General features: G+C 68.5%; 15 protein-coding genes and 1 tRNA gene. 6 read left to right on the forward strand and 10 right to left on the reverse strand.

Features of this window, described 5'->3' with window-relative positions:
- Positions 1 to 45 precede the first annotated feature (45 nt).
- The 6 genes from JOF42_RS15460 to JOF42_RS15485 all read left to right on the forward strand — a co-directional run bounded on the left by JOF42_RS15460 (position 46) and on the right by JOF42_RS15485 (position 5,856).
- Entirely contained in the window at positions 46 to 2,607 is a 2,562-nt protein-coding gene (locus JOF42_RS15460) for a transglycosylase domain-containing protein (RefSeq protein WP_210098640.1), read from the forward strand.
- Positions 2,604 to 3,539, forward strand: a complete 936-nt coding sequence (locus tag JOF42_RS15465; RefSeq protein WP_307803621.1) for a metallophosphoesterase — start codon at positions 2,604 to 2,606, stop codon at positions 3,537 to 3,539. Before JOF42_RS15460 ends, JOF42_RS15465 begins: the two co-directional genes overlap by 4 nt.
- Positions 3,540 to 3,592: 53 nt before the next feature.
- A tRNA-Pro gene (locus JOF42_RS15470) sits at positions 3,593 to 3,669 on the forward strand.
- A 66-nt stretch (positions 3,670 to 3,735) separates the two neighbouring features.
- On the forward strand, positions 3,736 to 4,212 hold the full coding sequence (locus tag JOF42_RS15475; RefSeq protein WP_210098642.1) for a VanZ family protein: 477 nt from the start codon (positions 3,736 to 3,738) through the stop codon (positions 4,210 to 4,212).
- A complete protein-coding gene (locus JOF42_RS15480; RefSeq protein WP_210098643.1) occupies positions 4,209 to 4,964 on the forward strand; it encodes an HAD-IIB family hydrolase in 756 nt (251 codons plus the stop codon). Before JOF42_RS15475 ends, JOF42_RS15480 begins: the two co-directional genes overlap by 4 nt.
- Positions 4,965 to 5,010: 46 nt before the next feature.
- Complete coding sequence (locus JOF42_RS15485; protein WP_210098644.1) at positions 5,011 to 5,856, forward strand: DUF1295 domain-containing protein; 846 nt, start codon at positions 5,011 to 5,013, stop codon at positions 5,854 to 5,856.
- 3 nt (positions 5,857 to 5,859) lie between these two features.
- Here JOF42_RS15485 and JOF42_RS15490 read toward each other — a convergent pair whose 3' ends face one another.
- From JOF42_RS15490 to JOF42_RS15535, 10 genes are all read right to left on the reverse strand, one after another.
- Positions 5,860 to 7,119 (reverse strand): alpha-hydroxy acid oxidase, encoded by a 1,260-nt coding sequence (locus tag JOF42_RS15490; RefSeq protein ID WP_210098645.1) that lies wholly within the window; start codon positions 7,117 to 7,119, stop codon positions 5,860 to 5,862.
- An 11-nt stretch (positions 7,120 to 7,130) separates the two neighbouring features.
- A complete protein-coding gene (locus JOF42_RS15495) occupies positions 7,131 to 7,853 on the reverse strand; it encodes a FadR/GntR family transcriptional regulator (RefSeq protein WP_210098646.1) in 723 nt (240 codons plus the stop codon).
- A gap of 144 nt (positions 7,854 to 7,997) precedes the next feature.
- Positions 7,998 to 8,651, reverse strand: coding sequence for a thymidine kinase (locus JOF42_RS15500; RefSeq protein ID WP_210098647.1), 654 nt, complete (start codon positions 8,649 to 8,651; stop codon positions 7,998 to 8,000).
- A gap of 7 nt (positions 8,652 to 8,658) precedes the next feature.
- Entirely contained in the window at positions 8,659 to 10,131 is a 1,473-nt protein-coding gene (locus JOF42_RS15505; RefSeq protein WP_210098648.1) for a malate:quinone oxidoreductase, read from the reverse strand.
- Between the two features lie 83 nt (positions 10,132 to 10,214).
- Positions 10,215 to 11,285, reverse strand: a complete 1,071-nt coding sequence (locus JOF42_RS15510) for an aspartate-semialdehyde dehydrogenase (RefSeq protein WP_210098649.1) — start codon at positions 11,283 to 11,285, stop codon at positions 10,215 to 10,217.
- A gap of 270 nt (positions 11,286 to 11,555) precedes the next feature.
- Entirely contained in the window at positions 11,556 to 12,839 is a 1,284-nt protein-coding gene (locus tag JOF42_RS15515; RefSeq protein WP_210098650.1) for an aspartate kinase, read from the reverse strand.
- A gap of 94 nt (positions 12,840 to 12,933) precedes the next feature.
- A complete protein-coding gene (locus tag JOF42_RS15520) occupies positions 12,934 to 13,872 on the reverse strand; it encodes a DMT family transporter (RefSeq protein ID WP_210098651.1) in 939 nt (312 codons plus the stop codon).
- Between the two features lie 16 nt (positions 13,873 to 13,888).
- Positions 13,889 to 14,482 carry a recombination mediator RecR gene (gene recR / locus JOF42_RS15525; RefSeq protein WP_210098652.1) on the reverse strand — a complete coding sequence of 198 codons (594 nt, stop codon included), beginning with the start codon at positions 14,480 to 14,482 and terminating at the stop codon, positions 13,889 to 13,891.
- Positions 14,482 to 16,869 (reverse strand): DNA polymerase III subunit gamma and tau, encoded by a 2,388-nt coding sequence (locus JOF42_RS15530; protein ID WP_210098653.1) that lies wholly within the window; start codon positions 16,867 to 16,869, stop codon positions 14,482 to 14,484. The genes recR and JOF42_RS15530 overlap by 1 nt, the downstream gene beginning before the upstream one ends.
- Positions 16,870 to 16,973: 104 nt before the next feature.
- Positions 16,974 to 18,053, reverse strand: coding sequence for a DUF2207 domain-containing protein (locus JOF42_RS15535; protein ID WP_210098654.1), 1,080 nt, complete (start codon positions 18,051 to 18,053; stop codon positions 16,974 to 16,976).
- Position 18,054 lies beyond the last annotated feature (1 nt).

An 18,054-nucleotide genomic window follows, 5' to 3' on the forward strand; every position in this document is an offset into this window, starting at 1 on the left:
GGTGCGTCAAAGGCGGTATTCAGGGAACTCCCCTACGATCAGCGTATGCCTCAAAAGAATCGCACGGTGAAAGGTGCGCTCGGCGGAGTCCTCGGACTCGTCGGGCTCAGCGCCGTCGCCGGTCTCCTCGTCGCGGCCAGCGTCACCCCTGTTCTCGCCATGACGGGTATCGCCGGATCCCAGGCCCTCACCATCTTCGAGAAGCTCCCCGCGAACCTCCAGGTGAACCGTCCGATGGAGCAGTCGACCATCTACGCGATGGACGCCGACAAGAATCCCGTCGAGCTGGCGTCGTTCTACGAGCAGAACCGCATCCCGCTGACGTACGACCAGATCAACCCGGTCGTCTACGACGCGATCCTCTCGAGCGAGGACAAGGACTACTTCAGCCACGGCGGCGTCAACGTCGGCGCGACGGCCAAGGCTCTGGTCGACAACCTCCGAGGCACCGACGACCGAGGCGCGTCGACCATCACGCAGCAGTACGTGAAGAACGTGCTGATCCAGGAGTGCGAGCAGGAGGCCGACCCCGCATCCGGCACGTATGCCGACGACCTCCAGAAGTGCTGGACCGAGGCGACGAACGCCGACGGCGCCAAGGGCATCGAGCGCAAGCTGCAGGAGATGCGCTACGCCCTGCAGATCGAGAAGGAGTACTCGAAGAACGACATCCTTCTCGGGTACCTCAACATCGCGAACTTCGGCGGCACGGTCTACGGCATCGAGGCCGCCGCCAACTACTACTTCTCCACCACCGCGGCGAAGCTGACGGCTGCCCAGGCAGCCACGATCGCCGGCATGGTGCAGAACCCGAACCAGTACCGGATCGACAAGCCCGCGGGCACGTGGACCGACAAGGACGGCGTCGCGCACAACACCGAGGAAGACGGCTACGCCCAGACGCTGGATCGCCGTCACTACGTGCTCGACCGCATGCTCACGCTCGGCAAGATCACGCAGGCGCAGTTCGACGAGGCGGATGCCTCCCCCATCACCCCCGCGATCACACAGCCCACACAGGGCTGTGTCTCCGCAGGCAACGTCGCGCGCAGCGCCTACTTCTGCGAGTACGTGAAGTCGGTCGTGCTGACCGATCCGGCATTCGGCGAGGACGCGACGGCGCGCAAGGATCTGCTGCGCCAGGGCGGCCTGAAGATCTACACGACGATGAACATCGACATCCAGACCGCTGCCGCGGAGAGCATGCGCAACATCGTGCCGGCCGGCTATGACAACCAGTACTTCGGAGCAGCCGGTGTCTCGCTCGAAACGAGCACCGGCCGCGTTCTCGCGATCACCCAGAACACCACTTTCAGCGAAACGGTTACGGGCGACCAGGCGTACAGCGCCCTCGTGTTCGCGACAGACAAGGCGCACGGCGGATCGAACGGCTTCTCCGTCGGGTCGACCTACAAGCTGTTCACGCTGATCGACTGGCTTGAGAACGGGCACTCCGTGCGGGAGACGCTGAACGCCAACAACCGGGTGTTCAGGAACTTCAAGTGCGGCGACGACAGCATCACCAACACGACGAAGATCGACAACTTCAATCGGCAGGGCGGCTACACCGGCACGGTGATGCGCTTCACCAGAGACTCGCTCAACAGCGGTTACCTCGCGATGGCGGAGAAGCTGGACCTCTGCGAGATCAATGGAGTCGCCGATCGCATGGGCGTCACCCTCGCCAACGGGGACAAGACGACAGACGACCCGCCCGTGCCGTACGACATCCTCGGATCGAAGTACATCTCACCGCTCGCCATGGCAGGCGCCTACGCCACAGTCGCGAACAAGGGGATCTACTGCACTCCGAAGTCCATCGACCGGGTCGTCGACGCCGACGGCAACGAACTGCCCGTCCCCGAATCGAAGTGCTCGCAGGTCATCACCCCCGAGGTCGCTGCGACCGCGGCGTACGCCCTCCAAGGCGTCATGAACGGTGGAACCGGCGCCAAAGCGAACAACAACGACGGCGTCCCTGTGATCGGAAAGACCGGTACCCACGAGAAGTGGGGAACCATGATGATCGAGTCCAGCACGAAGGTCACCACCGCGGTGTGGGTCGGACGTTCAGAAGGCCAGGCGAGCATCCTGAACCAGGGCTGGAACGGCACCGCGCTGAACGAGATGCGCTACTACGTGGCGAAGGACATGCAACGCGCGGCGAACAACGTCTACGGCGGCGACCGGTTCCCCGAGCCCGACAACAAGCTGATCCGTCAGGTGCTGACCGACGTGCCGAACGTCGTCGGACAGACGGTCGAAGAGGCCACGGCGACTCTGAAGGACAAGGGATTCCAGGTCACGGTCGGCGCCGCGGTCGACAGCGACAAGGCGACCAACATCGTCGTGGCGCAGGACCCTGCCGGTCAGGCCCCGAACGGTGCGACCATCACGCTCTCGCCGAGCAACGGACAGGGTGCGACCGTGCCCGACATCACGGGGCAGGGGAGAGAGAAGGCACAGGAAGCACTGTTCGGCGCCGGCTTCACATCGATCGATTTCGACGGGTCATGCAACGGCAACGGGGCGAAGGTCGCGTCGACCTCACCCGCCGCCAACGCCGCAGCGAACAAGAGCACGACCGTCAAGGTCACGTGTCAGTGACCTCACGACGCACGGCACACCCGGCCCTCATCGCGCTCGGCGCGGTGGGGGCCGCTGGTGCTGCGGCCGCCGTCTGGGGCATCGGCATCGAGCGCTACCTCTTCACGGTGCGGGAGGCGACGGCATCCGCACTCGCACCCGGCTCCTCCCCCCTGCGCGTGCTGCACATCTCGGACGCGCACATGGCACCGTGGCAGCACCGCAAGCAGGACTGGCTCGCCTCTCTCGCGCAGTTGAAGCCCGACCTCGTGATCAACACCGGTGACAACCTCGGGCACCGCGACGGCCTCGCAGGCATCCGTCGGGCCTTCGAGCCCTTCGCCGGCATCCCCGGTGTGTTCGTGCACGGCTCGAACGATGTGAACGGCCCCGCCCCACGCAACCCGATCCGCTACTTCGCCGGACCATCGAAACGGCACACCGAACCGACGTTCCTCGACACGGATGCGATGGATGCGTACTTCACCGACGAGCTCGGCTGGACGGATCTGAACAACACCGCCGCGCGGCTCACTGTCGCAGGGAACCCGCTCGACTTCTTCGGCGTGAGCGACGCGCACCGGCAGTGGGACCGGCTCGAAGACCTCCCCGCCGCGATCAGGGCCCTCGGCCCGCAGGATGCCGCGACCTCCGTGCTCGGCGTCACGCATGCGCCCTACCAGCGCGTGATGAACCGGTACATCGAGCTCGGCGCCGACGCGATCTTCGGCGGCCACACGCACGGCGGCCAGGTGTGCCTGCCCGGCTTCGGCGCCCTGGTCGCGAACTGCGACATACCGCTGAAGCAGGCCAAGGGCCTCAGCACCTGGACGCAGGGCGGGCGCACCGTCCCGCTCAACGTCAGCGCCGGCTGCGGTCACTCGATCTACGCTCCCGTGCGTCTCGCGTGCCGCCCCGAGGCGACGCTGCTGACACTCACGGCGCGCGGATGAGCCCTCGATTCGGCGCTGAGACCATTTCGCTGTAGACTCGGAGGGTTGCAAAACGGGGTGTGGCGCAGCTTGGTAGCGCGCTTCGTTCGGGACGAAGAGGTCGCAGGTTCAAATCCTGTCACCCCGACCAGTAACACCGGAAGGCCGCCCTCACGGGCGGCCTTCTCTGTACCAGGACCGAGGCGAAAGGGACCGCGTGAGCAACCTGTTCCCTCCCCCGCGCCGCCTCACCCGCGGCATCGCACTCGGTCTCGGCATCCCGTTCCTCGTAGGTCTCGCCCTGCTCACGCTGACGCCCGCGCGTGTGGAGGAGACGATGCCGAACCTGCTCGATCTCGTGCTCTCGGCGGCTCACCGCCTGGGCTGGGAGTCGCTCGACTTCACGCGCCTCGAGATCATCGCGAATGTGCTCGTGTTCGTGCCGGTCGGCATCCTCGCGTTCGTCCTCGTGCCGCGCCGCCTCTGGCTTCTCGCGGTGGTCGCGGGTCCTGTGCTGTCGCTCACGATCGAGATCGCACAGCGGCTCGCCCTCCCCCACCGCGCTGCGACGATCACCGACGTCGTCGCGAACTCGGGCGGCGCCCTGATCGGCGTCTTCATCGCGATCGCCGGAACGCTGCTGTTCGCCCCGCATCCCACTTCCCGTCCGCCACATACCCAGGAAGCATCATGACCTCGCCTGCTCTGGTCGCCTTCGATCTCGACGACACCCTCGCCGCCTCCAAGGCCGCGATCGACCCGCGGATCGCCCGTCTGCTGCTCGCGTTACTCTCGAAGGTCGATGTCGCGATCATCTCGGGAGGCAACGAGGCCCAGTTCCGCTCGCAGGTGATCGCGAAGCTCGGCGACATCGATGCGACGGCCGCCGCTCGACTGCACCTGCTCCCCACCTGCGGAACGCGGTACCTGCGGTGGGACGGCACAGGATTCGCTCCGGTGTACGCGCAGGATCTCAGCGCGGAGCAGAAGGCGCGAGCGCTGAGTGCGCTGCGCGAGGAGGCGGAGCGCCTGGGGCTGTGGGAATCCCAGCCCTGGGGTGAGATCCTCGAGGACCGCGGTTCGCAGATCACGTTCTCGGCTCTCGGCCAGAAGGCACCGCACGACGCCAAGCGCGACTGGGACCCGAGCGGCGCGAAGCGGGAGGCGCTGCGGGATGCCGTCGCCACCCGACTTCCCGACCTCGAGGTGCGCTCGGGCGGATCGACCTCGATCGACATCACGCTCGCAGGAATCGACAAGGCATACGGCATGCGACAGCTCGCCGAGCACACCGGTATCCCCCTGACCTCCATGCTGTTCTACGGCGACCGTCTCGACGAGGGCGGCAACGACTACCCGGTGCTCGCGATCGGTGTGCCGTCGGTGGCCGTGGAGGGCTGGGAGGACACCGCCGACAAGCTCGACGCACTCCTCCCCACGCTCTGACGGCTGCCTACACCCCGCGCGTGCGGCGGAGTTCTAGCATGTCGGTATGGAACCGCTGCTCATCGTCATCCTGACCGCAGCTGTCGCGAGCGCGGCCTGCTGGATCCTGTCTCTCGTGACCCGCGACACCTCGTGGGTCGACCGCGCCTGGTCGATCGTGCCCGTCGTCTACGTGTGGATCTTCGCCGGTGCGGCACTCGCGGGCGGCGGCGACGCCGGCCGTCTGGTGCTGATGGCCGTTCTCGTGACCATGTGGGGTGCGCGTCTGACCTTCAACTTCGCCCGCAAGGGCGGATACACCGGCATGGAGGACTACCGGTGGGCGATCCTGCGCGGACGCATGAAGCCGTGGCAGTTCCAGCTCTTCAATCTGCTGTTCATCATCGGGTATCAGATGACGCTGCTCGTGCTCATCACGCTCCCGGCTGAGATCGCCCTGCAGCATCCGGCTCCGCTGAACGCGTGGGACCTCGTGTTCGCCGCGGTCTTCCTCGCGCTGCTGCTCGGCGAGACGGTCGCCGACCAACAGCAGTGGGAGTTCCACCGGCGCAAGAAGCAGACAGGCGGCGCACTCGCTCCCGGCTTCGCGACCGAAGGACTGTTCCGCTACAGCAGGCACCCCAACTTCTTCTTCGAGCAGAGCCAGTGGTGGGCGCTCTACGCGATCGGCGCGACGGCCGCCGTGGCCTCGGGCGAAGGCCTGCTCGGCGGGGCGTTGAACTGGTCGATCATCGGACCGTTCCTGCTCAGCATCCTATTCATAGGCTCGACGGTCTTCACCGAGTCGATCACCGCGGGAAAGTACCCCGCGTACGCCGAGTACCGTCGGACGACGTCGATGCTCGTGCCCTGGCCACCGCGGACCCGGCGGGTCGCCGAGTCCGCGGTGTGAGGGTCAGCCGACGACGACGTCGGACGCGGCGCGCGCCACCGGAACGAGGCGCGTGAGCTGCGTGACGTGCGCGGGCTCGAGCTCGGCGAGCGAGGCGACACCCAGCAGGCGCATGGTGCGCTCGATCTCGGTGCGGAGGATGCTGATCGTGCGGTCGACGCCCTGACGGCCACCCGCCATGAGCCCGTACAGGTAGGCGCGGCCGATGAGCGTGAAGTCGGCACCGAGTGCGACGGCGGCGACGATGTCGGCGCCGTTCATGATGCCGGTGTCGATCATGACGGTGAAGTCGTCGCCCACGGCCTTGCGCACCTCGGGCAGCAGGTGGAACGGGATCGGCGCACGGTCGAGCTGGCGCCCGCCGTGGTTCGACAGCACGATGCCGTCGACACCGGCGTCACGCAGCCGCACCGAGTCCTCGACGTTCTGCACGCCCTTGATCACGATCTTGCCGGGCCAGATGTCGCGGATCACCGCGAGGTCGTCGTAGCTGATCGTCGGGTCCATCGCCGCGTCGAGCAGCTCTCCGACGGTGCCGCCGGTGGTGCTCAGCGACGCGAACTCGAGCTTGGGCGTGGTGAGGAAGTCGTACCACCACCACGGACGAGGGATGGCGTTGACGATCGTTCCGAGCGTCAGCTGCGGCGGGATGCTGAAGCCGTTGCGCTTGTCGCGCAGCCGCGCTCCGGCGACCGGGGTGTCGACCGTGAACTGCAGGGTGTCGAAACCGGCGGCGGCGGCACGACGGGTCAGCTCGTACGAGATCTCGCGGTCGCGCATGACGTACAGCTGGAACCAGTTGCGGCCGTGCGGGTTCGCGGCCTTCACACCCTCGATCGAGGTCGTGCCGAGCGTCGACAGAGTGAACGGGATGCCGGCGGCGGCTGCGGCGCCGGCGCCCGCGATCTCGCCCTCGGTCTGCATCAGGCGGGTGAACCCGGTCGGCGCGATGCCGAAGGGAAGCGCGGACGGGCCCCCGAGGATGTCGACGGACGTGTCGACGGTCGGCGCCGGGCGGAGGATGCCGGGGTGGAACTCGACATCCTGGAAGGCCTGGCGCGCACGCGTGAGCGACAGCTCGCCCTCCGCAGCCCCGTCGGTGTAGTCGAACGCGGCCTTCGGCGTGCGGCGCTTCGCGATGGTGCGCAGGTCGTCGATCGTGAGTGCCGAGTCGAGGCGGCGCTTCTTGCCGTCGAACTCGGGCTTCTTGAACTTCATGAGCTCGAGCAGCTCTACGGGGTTGGGAAGCTGGCGCTGGACCATCTCGTGTCCTCTCAGTCGGTGGATCGGGTGCCGCGGGTGAGCCCCGCCGCGGTGTAGTAGCCGGTGATGTGGGCGCGCACGAGTGCCTGAGCCGTCGGCGCATCACCCGCGGCGATGGCCGCGACGATCGCGCGGTGCTCGGATCGCAGGACGGCCGCCATGGCATCCCAGTCGGCGATGGCCGTGGCCCCCTCCTGCACATACGACTCGATCGAGGTGCGGAGCCCCGCCATGATCGCCGCGACGACGGTGTTGCCGCTGGACTCGGCGAGGGCGAGGTGCAGCTGTGCGTCGAGCGCCAGGAACTCGCCGGGGGTCAGCCCCTCGGCATCCATCGCGTCGAGCACGCTGTGGGCGTGCGTGAGATCAGGATCGCTGTGCTGCGCCAGGGCTGCGGCGACCGCATCCTCGAGCAGCAGTCGCGTCTGCACGACATCGGTCAGAGGGAATCCCTGAGCGGCGACCTGCAGCCGCAGCAGCGTCGACATGCCACCGGACGGGGTGGCGATGACGATCGCTCCCGACTGCGGCCCTGAGCCCGTCGCCGTGCGGATCAGACCCATGACCTCGAGCACGCGCAGCGCCTCTCGGACGCTCGAGCGCCCCACTCCGAGGTCGGCGGCGAGGTCGCGCTCGGACGCGAGTCGGTCACCGGGGCCGAGGCGCCCGTCGAGCAGGTCGCGTTCGACATGTTCGAGCACGAGACGCCAGGCGCGTGCGGGTTGCTCCGGCATCCGCTCTCCTCGTCGTTCGCGTGTCTGCGGGGGTCGATCACCGACGCCCTCATGTGGTCTGACCACAGTAGCGCGTGTGGTCAGACCACGCAATCCGGGCGCACGAGATCACCACCCGAAGGGCGGGGCACCGGCGGTGGGCTCTCAGCCCAGGCGTCCGCCGGACTCGTCGAGGTAGCACGCTCCGCACAGCGACTCGTAGGTCGTGAGCTCGGGCGCCGCGGACCCGTCGGCGCCCTCGTCGATCGCCACCTGGTCGCCGTCGAACACGAATCGTCCGCCGATCACACGGCCGTTGAAGACGGCCTTGCGTCCGCAGCGGCAGATCGTCTTGAGCTCTTCGAGGGAGTGGGAGATCGCGAGCAGGCGCGCCGAGCCGGGGAACGCGTGGGTGAGGAAGTCGTTGCGGATGCCGTACGCCATCACCGGGATGCCGTCTTCGATCGCGATGCGGAACAGATCGTCGACTTGCTCGGCGGTGAGGAACTGCGCCTCGTCGATCAGAAGACAGGCGACGTCGACCGGGCCGCTGGGCAGCAGCTCGTCTTCAGTGGCCCGGCGAACACGTTCGCGGTGCGTCGCGAACAGCGCGCGGACATCGTCCTCGGGCCCGACGAGGAAGTCGACGTCGCGCGACACACCGAGTCGGCTGTCGATCTGCGACGCGCCTTTGGTGTCGATCTCGGGCTTGGCGAGCAGCACGTGCTGACCGCGTTCCTCGTAGTTGTACGCAGCCTGGAGCAGCGAAGTGGACTTGCCCGAGTTCATCGCCCCGTAGCGGAAGTAGAGCTTCGCCACAGGCCGGTCACTCGTTGATGCCGAGCGTCGCCGCCGTCGCGGAGGTCGACTTCGCGGCGAGAGCGGCGTCCTTGTTCAGCTGCTCGCCGAACGTCGGGATCAGTTCGCGCAGCTCGGACTCCCAGCCGGGGTACTCGGCGGGGAAGCACTTCTTGAGCAGGTCGAGCATGATCGGCACGGCGGTGGATGCTCCCGGCGAGGCGCCGAGCAGGCCGGCGATCGACCCGTCGGCTGCCGAGACGACCTCGGTGCCGAACTGCAGGATGCCGCCCTTCTTGGCATCCTTCTTCATCACCTGCGCGCGCTGACCGGCGTCGATGAGGGTCCAGTCCTCATCCTTGGCGGTCGGCATGAACGTGCGGAGGCTGTCGACCTTCTTCGCATGGTTCTTGAGCAGCTCGCCCACCAGATAGGTGATGAGGTCGGGGTTCGCGAAGGCGACCCGCAGCATCGGCCACAGGTTGTGCGTGCGCACCTGCGACACGATGTCGAGCATCGACCCGTTCTTGAGGAACTTGGGGCTGAACGTCGCGAACGGTCCGAACATCAGCGAGGCCTCGCCGTCGACCACACGCGTGTCGAGGTGCGGCACCGACATGGGCGGGGCCCCGACGGACGCCTGCGAGTAGACCTTGGCCTTGTGCTGGGCGACGATCTTCGGGTCGGAGGTCTTGAGGAACTGACCGCCGATCGGGAAGACGCCGTAGCCCTTGATCTCGGGGATGCCCGAGCGCTGCAGCAGCTTGAGAGCCCAGCCACCGGCGCCGACGAACACGAAACGCGCCTTGATCTGGTTCGGCGTGCGCCCGATGGTCGTGCGGTAGTTGATGAGCCAGGTGCCGTCCTTCTGCTTCTTCAGGCTCTTGACCTCGTGGTTGGTGCGCAGCGCCACGCCCGAGTCCGTGAGGTGGTCGAAGAGCTGGTGCGTCAGCGCACCGAAGTCGACATCGGTGCCGGCGGGCACGCGTGTCGCGGCGAACGGCTCGCCCTTGCGACGCTGCTGCATGAGCAGCGGCGCCCACTTGTTGATGACGCGGGAATCCTCGCTGTACTCGATGCCGTCGAACAGGGGCTGCTTCTTCAGCACCTCGTAGCGGTCCTTGAGGTACGCGACATCCTTCTCGCCGCGCACGAACGTCATGTGCGGCGTGGCGTTGATGAAAGTCGAGGGGGCGTCGAGCACTCCCCTGTCGACCAGCGACGACCAGAACTGACGACTCTGCTGGAACTGCTCGTTGATCGAGACGGCCTTGGCGGGGTCGAGAGGAGCGCCCTTCTGCTGCGGCATGTAGTTCAGCTCGCAGAGCGCCGCGTGGCCCGTGCCCGCGTTGTTCCACGGGTTGGACGACTCCTGAGCCACATCGGAGAGTCGCTCGAACGCGACGATCTTCCAATCCGGCTGCAGCTCGTGCAGAAGGGTACCCAGGGTGGCGCTCATGATGCCACCACCGATCAAGACGACATCGACGGTTTCGGTCACCACGACAGTCTAGTTCGCGGTCACGGCACGACTGACCATGCGGACCGGCCTCGCGAGACCGGTTCCGCATGGCGGCGATGCGGTCAGGCTATGACGGCCAGACGCTCGGCGAGGATCTCGGCGATCTGCACGGCGTTGAGCGCCGCGCCCTTGCGCAGGTTGTCGTTGCTAATGAACAGCACGAGGCCCTTGTTCTCGGGGGCGGACTGGTCGGCGCGGATGCGTCCGACGAAACTCGGGTCCTTGCCGGCGGCCTGCAGCGGTGTGGGGACCTCGTCGAGGACGACCCCGGGAGCGGCCGAGAGCACCTCCGCGGCACGCTGCGGCGTGATGTCGCGGGCGAACTCGACGTTGATCGAGAGCGAGTGGCCGGTGAAGACGGGAACCCGCACGCAGGTTCCCGCGACGCGGAGGTCGGGGATCTCGAGGATCTTGCGGCTCTCGTTGCGGAGCTTCTTCTCTTCGTCGGTCTCGTTCTGCCCGTCGTCGACGAGGTTGCCCGCGAACGGGATCACGTCGAACGCGATAGGAGCCACGTACTTCTCGGGCTCGGGGAAGTCGATCGACGAGCCGTCGTGCACGAGGCGCAGCGTGTCACCCTGGGCGAGCACGCCCTCGACCTGGCCGAGGAGCTCCTGCGCGCCGGCCAGACCCGAGCCGGAGACCGCCTGATACGTCGAGACGATCAGGCGCTCGAGGCCCGCCTCGGCATCCAGAGCCTTCAGCACCGGCATCGCAGCCATCGTCGTGCAGTTGGGGTTCGCGATGATGCCGCGGGGGCGATCGTCGATCGCGTGCGGGTTGACCTCGCTGACGACGAGCGGAACCTCGGGGTCGTTGCGCCAGGCGCTGGAGTTGTCGACGACGACGGCCCCGGCCTCGGCGAAACGCGGCGCGTAGGCGCGGCTGGCGGTCGCCCCGGCGGAGAAGAGTGCGATGTCGATGCCCCCGGCATCCGCGGTCTCGACGTCTTCGACGATGACCGTCGCGCCGCCGAACTCGATGGCGGTGCCCGCGGAGCGCGACGACGAGAACAGGCGCAGCTCGCGGATCGGGAAGGACCGCTCGGCGAGAATCTCGCGCATGACGGTGCCCACCTGGCCGGTGGCGCCCACGATGGCGACGGAGAGTCCTGAGTCGGAGATGCGGGTCATGATGTTCCTTGGCGTCGTGCAGTACTGCAAGAGAGGCTTCGGGCGCGACGTCGGGATGCGGATGCCGCGCCTGGCGCCGATGTCAGGGTTTCGGTGAGTCTACCGTGCCGTCCGGTGCTCGAGGACCGACGGACGCCGGTGGCACGGCGGTCGCCCGTGGCACGGCGGTCGGTGAACGATTCGCGGGTGCAGTCACGATTCACGGACGGATTCGCCGGATGCATCCGCGGATCGTGCGGTCGTCCGCAGATCGTGACCGACCGGCGCGGCTCAGCGACCGGTGCCGGCGTGGACGGTCGCCTCTGCGTCGCCGTCGAGACCGTATGCGGTGTGCACGGTGCGAGCGGCCTCGGCGAGGTCGGTGTCGCGGAGCACGACCGAGATGCGGATCTCGGACGTCGAGATCATCTCGATGTTGATGCCGCCGGCCGACAGCGCCTCGAACAGCACCGCCGAGACTCCCGAGTGCGTGCGCATTCCGGCGCCCACGACCGAGAGCTTGCCGATCTGGTCGTCGTGCACGAGGTTCTGGAAGCCGACCTCGGCCTGCTCGCCGGCCAGCGCCTTGAGCGCTGCCGCCGAATCGGCCTTGGGAACCGTGAACGAGATGTCGGTGCGCCCGGTGGCCGACACGTTCTGCACGATCATGTCGACGTTCGCACCCGACTTGGCGACGATCTTGAAGATCTCAGCCGCCTTGCCCGGCACATCGGGGACACCCGCGACGGTGATCTTGGCCTGGCCGAAATCGGTGGCGACACCGGCGACGATCGGTTCTTCCATGGCTTCTGCTCCCTCGGCTTCGCGAGGGTTCTTCATGCCCTCGCCCAGAACGTATGTGCCCTCGGACGACGAGAACGTCGACCGAGCGTGGATCAGGACGCCGTGCCGGCGTGCGTACTCGACGGCGCGGATGTAGAGCACCTTGGCGCCGTTGGCGGCGAGCTCGAGCATCTCTTCGCTGCCGATGTGGTCGAGCTTCTGCGCCTTCGGGATCACGCGGGGGTCTGCCGTGAAGATGCCGTCGACGTCGCTGTAGATCTCGCAGACGTCGGCGTCGAGGGCTGCGGCGAGTGCGACGGCCGTCGTGTCGGAGCCGCCACGACCGAGCGTGGTGATGTCGCGGGTGTCGCGGTTGAACCCCTGGAAGCCGGCGACGATGACGATGGCTCCCTCGTCGAGCGCCTCACGCAGGCGGATCGGCGTGACGTCGACGATACGCGCGGCGCCGTGCTGCGAGTCGGTGATCATGCCGGCCTGGCTGCCCGTGAACGAACGGGCCTCGAAGCCCATCGAGTGGATCGCCATGGCGAGCAGCGCCATCGAGATGCGCTCACCGCTCGAGAGCAGCATGTCGAGCTCCCGCGGCGCGGGGATCGGCGCCACCTCGTTGGCGAGGTCGAGCAGCTCGTCGGTCGTGTCGCCCATGGCGCTCACGGCGACGACCACGTCATGGCCTGCACGACGCGTGTCGACGATGCGCTTGGCGACGCGCTTGATGCTCTCTGCGTCGGCGACAGACGAGCCGCCGTACTTCTGCACGATGAGGGCCACGATCACTCCCTGGGATGTCGGGCGGATCCGCCCACGGCCCATTCTACGATCGGCGCATATGCGCTTCGTCGCATGTGACGGTCGGCTGGCCGCGTCAGGGGGCGGGCGGGAGGGGCGCCGGGGCGAGATCGGTCGCGACGGATGCCGGAGGACGGAATCTCCCACCCGTGGCGGCGAACCAGCATCCGGCGATGATCAGCGGGAACCCGATGAGGAGTCCGGGCGTCAGAGGCTCGGCGAGCACGATCGCGCCCAGGATGATCGCCACGACCGGGTTGACGTAGGTGAACAGCGGCGCACGGACGGGACCCACCTCGCGGATGAGCGCGAAGAAGGCGAGGAAGGCGACCGCGGTGCAGATGACCGCGAGCGCCAGGAGAGCGAAGATCGACGGCAGGGTCGGCACCTGATGCTGGGTGAGGAGTCCGATCGGCAGATAGATCACGCCGATCATGAGCAGCGACAGCGTGATCGTGCCGAGGGAGGGCACGTCGGCGAGCTTGCGGGCCACGATGAACGGCGCGATCGCGTAGAGGATGGCGACCAGCAGCACCTCACCCGCGGCGAGCAGGCTGACCTGGCCACCGAAGAGCCCCGGGCCGGCGACGACGATGGCCACCCCGATGAAACCGACGAGCAGGCCGATCGCGCGCGCCGGGCGCAGGACGCCACGGTCTCCGCCGCCCAGGGCGATCAGCGCGGCGAACAGCGGAACCGTGGCGACGAGCAGCCCGGTCATGCCCGAAGGAAGCGTCATCTCGGCATGGCCGAGCAGCACGAAAGGGCCGGCCATCTCGACAGCGCCGAAGGCGAGGATCCACGGCCAGTGCGTCAATGCCGCGCGAAGCGCTCCCCCGCGGATCGCGAACGGCAGCAGGAGCACGGCCGCGATGAGCGTGCGCCCGGCGACGATGGCCGGTGGCGAGAGCGACTCGACCGCGATGCTGATGAACAGGTACGGCACGCCCCACAGCAGGGCCATCGCTCCGAAGAGCAGCCACCCACGGCGTGAGAAGCCGCCCTGGGTGTTCACCGCACGCGCCGGGGGTTCACAGCACGCGCCGCCCCTCGAAGGCACGACCGAGGGTGACCTCGTCGGCGTACTCGAGGTCGCCGCCGACCGGGAGGCCGGAGGCGAGGCGCGACACGGTGATCTGCATGGTGGTGAGGAGGCGGCTGAGATAGCTCGCGGTCGCCTCGCCTTCGAGGTTCGGATTCGTGGCGAGGATGACCTCCTGCACCGTTCCGTCTGCGAGCCTCGTCATGAGCTGCGCGATGCGCAGATCATCGGGACCGATGCCGGCGATGGGACTGATCGCCCCGCCGAGCACGTGATAGAGACCGCGGAACTCGCGGGTGCGCTCGATGGCCGCCACGTCTTTCGCATCTTCGACGACGCAGATCAGCTCGGGATTGCGGCGCGGATCGCGACAGATCGCGCAGCGCTCCTGCTCTGCCACGTTGCCGCAGATCTCACAGAAGCGCACCCGGACGCGGATCTCGACGAGCAGCTCGGAGAGACGCGCGACGTCGAACGTCGGCGTCTGCAGGATGTGGAACGCGATGCGCTGCGCGGACTTGGGTCCGATTCCCGGCAGCCGACCGAACTCGTCGATCAGCTCCTGGACGATTCCGTCATACATCAGGAGAACCTCGTCGGGGGCTCGTAGGGCTCTTCGCGCACGAATGTCGCGCCGAGCACCTGGCGGATCACGGCCTCACCGTAACGCTGGACTCCCCCGGCGGGGGTGCGCTCGGTGATCACCGGGGCTGCGGCGGCTGAGGCCACCTTGCGCGCCGGCGCGGCCTGCGTCGTCGGCACCGGCTCGTAGGCCGGGTCGTAGGGCGGCTCGTCGTCGAAGTACGGCGGTTCGTCATCGAGCGGAGGCGGCGGCTCGTCGCCGTACGCCGGCCGGTCTGCGGCGGGGGCCGTCGGAGCATTCGGAGCTGCCGATGCCGGGGCTGCCGATCCCGGGGCTGCCGGTGCTGCCGGTGCTGCCGCGGCCGCCGGAGCCGCCGTGGCGGGAGGCGACGGCGGTGACTGCGGAGTGGCGGCCGGCGCCGCGACAGGAACGGGTGCGGGGTCGGCGGATGCCGGGATGGCGGCGACAGCCCACTCGGTCACCGGCCCTGCAGAAGCACTTCGTGTCTGAGGACGCGGTGAGCCCGCTGACGCAGGCTCCGATGCGGTGGCGTCGCCTGCCGGCGCGCCGGATGAGGGGGTCGCAGGCTGACGTGGCGCCCCGCCCGCAGGCATCGGGGCGGGCCGATACTTGACCTTGACGCCGACCTCGTGCTCGATCGCCATGCGAAGGTGATCGGACGGCCCTGCACCCGGAACCGTGCCCTTGAACTTCGCGACGTCGTGCTGACTCGTGAATCCGAGGGTGAGCACCTCGGAATCGGTGTCGAAGGCGAGCGGCTGAACCGCGGTCGCGAGCAGCCACGAGGTACGGCTGAGGCCCTCGAGCCGCTTGAGCACCCCTGGCCAGGCTGCGGTGATGCCGTCGAATGTGACGGGACCGGCCGATGCTGCGGGTGCAGATTCGGGCTCGACCGACGTGGATGCCGAGGCGGATGCAGACGCCGCGCCGGCTTCGCCCTTGCCCGCCGACTCCTCGCCCGCCCCGGCGTTCTCCGCGGGGGCTTCAGACGAGTCGGAGATCGTCTCGGCCTGGGCCGTCGACGCAGCGGCGATCGCGGCGCCGGGTGCGGTCTGAGCCGCCTGCGCGGCCTGATCCGCCTGAGCGGCCTGATCCGCCTGAGCGGGAGCGGCCGTGGCGGGCGTCGCCGCCGTCGGTTCCGCAGCGCGAGCACGCGGCTCGGATGTCGTCGGGGTCGCTGTCGCCTGAGTGCGCGCGGATGCACCCGCTGCTCCGACCTGTGCGGGCGCGGCGACCGTGCCGGACTCGGCTCCCGCCGCGAGCACGCGCGCGACCATGAGCTCGAGGTGGAGTCGCGGCGAGGTCGCTCCCGACATGTCGTCGAGTGCCGCGCTGACGACGTCGGCGGTACGAGACAGACGCGCGGATCCGAACGCATCCGCCTGCGTGCGCATGCGGGCGAGCTCGTCTTGGGCGGTGCCTCGGAGCACCGACGAGGCGCCCTCCCCCACGGCCGCGATCACGATGAGGTCGCGCAGTCGCTCGAGCAGATCGTCGACGAAGCGGCGAGGATCCTGTCCCGTCTGCACGACGCGGTCGATCGCGGGGAACGCCGCGGCCGCGTCGGCGACGGCCAGAGCGTCGACGATCTCGTCGAGCAGCGCCGCATGCGTGTAGCCGAGCAGCGCCACGGCACGCTCGTACGCGACCGTCACGGTGTCGGAGCCGGCGGGCGAATCGGAGCCGGCGATCAGCTGGTCGAGCAGCGAGAGAGTGTCTCGCGGAGACCCTCCTCCGGCGCGCACCACGAGGGGAAGCACACCTCGTTCGGCGATCACGCCCTCTTCGGTGCACAGCTTCTCGACGTACTCGAGCATCGCGGCCGGCGGCACCAGACGGAACGGGTAGTGGTGGGTGCGCGAGCGGATCGTGCCGAGAACCTTCTCGGGCTCGGTCGTCGCGAAGATGAACTTGACGTGCTCCGGCGGCTCTTCGACGAGCTTGAGCAGCGCGTTGAACCCCTGCGGCGTCACCATGTGCGCCTCGTCGAGGATGAAGATCTTGTAGCGGTCGCGGCTGGGTGCGAAGGTCGCGCGCTCGCGCAGATCGCGGGCGTCGTCGACGCCGTTGTGGCTGGCGGCGTCGATCTCGACGACGTCGAGCGAGCCGCCTCCCGCGCGCGACAGCTCGACGCAGCTGGGGCAGGTGCCGCAGGGGACGTCGGTGGGACCTTCGGCGCAGTTGAGGCACCGGGCGAGGATGCGGGCCGAGGTCGTCTTGCCGCAGCCGCGCGGCCCGGAGAAGAGGTAGGCGTGGCCGACGCGGTCGCCGCGCAGCGCGGTCATCAGCGGTTCGGTCACCTGGGACTGCCCGATCATCTCGCCGAACGACTCGGGGCGGTAGCGGCGGTAGAGGGCTGTGGTCACCACAACAGCCTACGGCGTGCCACGGACGTTCCGGCAGGCGCGACCGGTCGATCGACCAAGCTCCGTGGGCAGGGGGGCCGGGATTCCGGTCGCGGCGCCGGGAATCATGTCGAGACGGCCTCGAAGACCCCGCCGACGACCTCGACGATCCCGCCCGTCGCGTCGACCAGATCCCCGACCGCTCCGACGAGGTGCACGACTCCGCCGACCAGCTCGATCGCATCGAACAGGGTGACCGCGATCTCGAGCGCGTCCCCCGCTCCCTCTGCGACCCGCAGCTCCTGCGACTCCGTGCGGAGCGCTGCGGTCCACGAGCGTTCCAGACCGAAGAGCACGGCATACGGAAGCAGACGCTCGTTCACCAGGAACCGCTGCAGTCGCTCCGACGCCGCCTCCGGCGAGACATCCGACCGCAGCTCCGCGCCCGCCGTCGACTGCAGGAACCGCAGCGGCTCGGCCTCGGCCAGCGCGACGTACTCCCGGATGCCGGCGAGATGCCCGCGGAGCGGCTGCGCCGGGGGAAGGAACCGTCGCCAGGGTCGCGGCGCGACGACGATCACCGCAACGGCGGCCACCAGACCGATGCTCAGGACCGCGTACAGCGCGGCGCCGGGTTCGCTCACCGTGAGGGCGGCGAAGAGCAGCAGCAGGCAGATCCCGATCACGAGCCAGGCCCCCACGCGCAGCAGGTAGGTGGCCCACGCGCGGCGTCCCCGCGCGATCAGGCCCGCCTCCGCGAGACGTTTCTCGGCCTCGTCGAGCACTGCGCGCACTCGGCGATCCAGCGCACGGGCATCCGAGCTGAACCGTCGCACACGGCCGGGCGTGTGATCAGGGCCGAACAGCGCTTCGAGGACGCTCAGCTCCTCCGGGGTGAACGTCGCGCCCTCCACGACCTCGATGCCCACCGGCGCCCGGCGGCCCGATCCGCGCGCCGGCGGAGCCTCGGCATCCACGAGCAGCCTCACCTTGCGGCGCACCGCCAGGTCGATCAGAGCAGCCGCGATCGCCCTGCGGTCGGCCTTCAGCAGCAGTGCGTCGTACAGCACCGTCGCACCGGGCGACGGCTCGAACCGCGGTCCGGGCGACGCCACGCGCTGCACCGATCGTGCCCGCTCGACGATCGCGAGCACGAGCAGCAGCAGCGCGGGCGCGAGCCCGAACAGCGACGCCGTGATCAGCACG

The sequence above is a fragment of the Microbacterium phyllosphaerae genome (genome assembly GCF_017876435.1).
Taxonomy (GTDB): Bacteria; Actinomycetota; Actinomycetes; order Actinomycetales; family Microbacteriaceae; genus Microbacterium; species Microbacterium phyllosphaerae.

Coding starts and splice junctions, on each gene's coding strand:
- JOF42_RS15460 (WP_210098640.1), top strand. CDS start 46: ATGCCTCAAAAGAATCGCACGGTGAAAGGTGCGCTCGGCGGAGTCCTC.
- JOF42_RS15480 (WP_210098643.1), top strand. CDS start 4,209: ATGACCTCGCCTGCTCTGGTCGCCTTCGATCTCGACGACACCCTCGCC.
- JOF42_RS15485 (WP_210098644.1), top strand. CDS start 5,011: ATGGAACCGCTGCTCATCGTCATCCTGACCGCAGCTGTCGCGAGCGCG.
- JOF42_RS15490 (WP_210098645.1), bottom strand. CDS start 7,119: ATGGTCCAGCGCCAGCTTCCCAACCCCGTAGAGCTGCTCGAGCTCATG.
- JOF42_RS15495 (WP_210098646.1), bottom strand. CDS start 7,853: ATGCCGGAGCAACCCGCACGCGCCTGGCGTCTCGTGCTCGAACATGTC.
- JOF42_RS15510 (WP_210098649.1), bottom strand. CDS start 11,285: ATGACCCGCATCTCCGACTCAGGACTCTCCGTCGCCATCGTGGGCGCC.
- recR (WP_210098652.1), bottom strand. CDS start 14,482: ATGTATGACGGAATCGTCCAGGAGCTGATCGACGAGTTCGGTCGGCTG.